Raw genomic sequence first — 296 nt, 5'->3', positions numbered from 1 at the left:
GAGCAGAAGCAATGGTTAACGGATGAGGAATATGCGCAGCTGGTTGCGCTGAGTCAGTTTCTTCCCGGCCCAGGATCTAGTCAGGTAGGCTTTGCTCTCGGCTATAAGCAAGGCGGTATAGGTGGCGCTTTTGCTGCCTTTTTCGGCTTTACCTTACCATCTGTGATCTTGATGTTAGCACTGGCGCTACTAAGCAGTAGCTTGCTAGAAACGTCGCTATTTATTGCCATTATTCACGCTCTTAAATTGCTGGCTGTTGTGGTGGTTGCTGACGCTATTGTGGGGATGTACAAGAA

At 48.6% G+C, this 296-nt stretch carries 1 protein-coding gene; it reads left to right on the top strand.

All coding sequences use genetic code 11. The features are described from left to right. Positions 1-296, top strand: a 296-nt coding sequence (locus tag AB4585_RS29440) for a chromate transporter (RefSeq protein WP_372172379.1), incomplete at both ends; no start/stop codon positions are given.

Source organism: Vibrio sp. 10N.222.49.C9 (assembly GCF_041474985.1).
GTDB lineage: Bacteria > Pseudomonadota > Gammaproteobacteria > Enterobacterales > Vibrionaceae > Vibrio > Vibrio crassostreae_C.
Note: the sequence above shows the minus strand (reverse complement) of the source record. Positions and strands in the feature narration are given on the sequence as shown.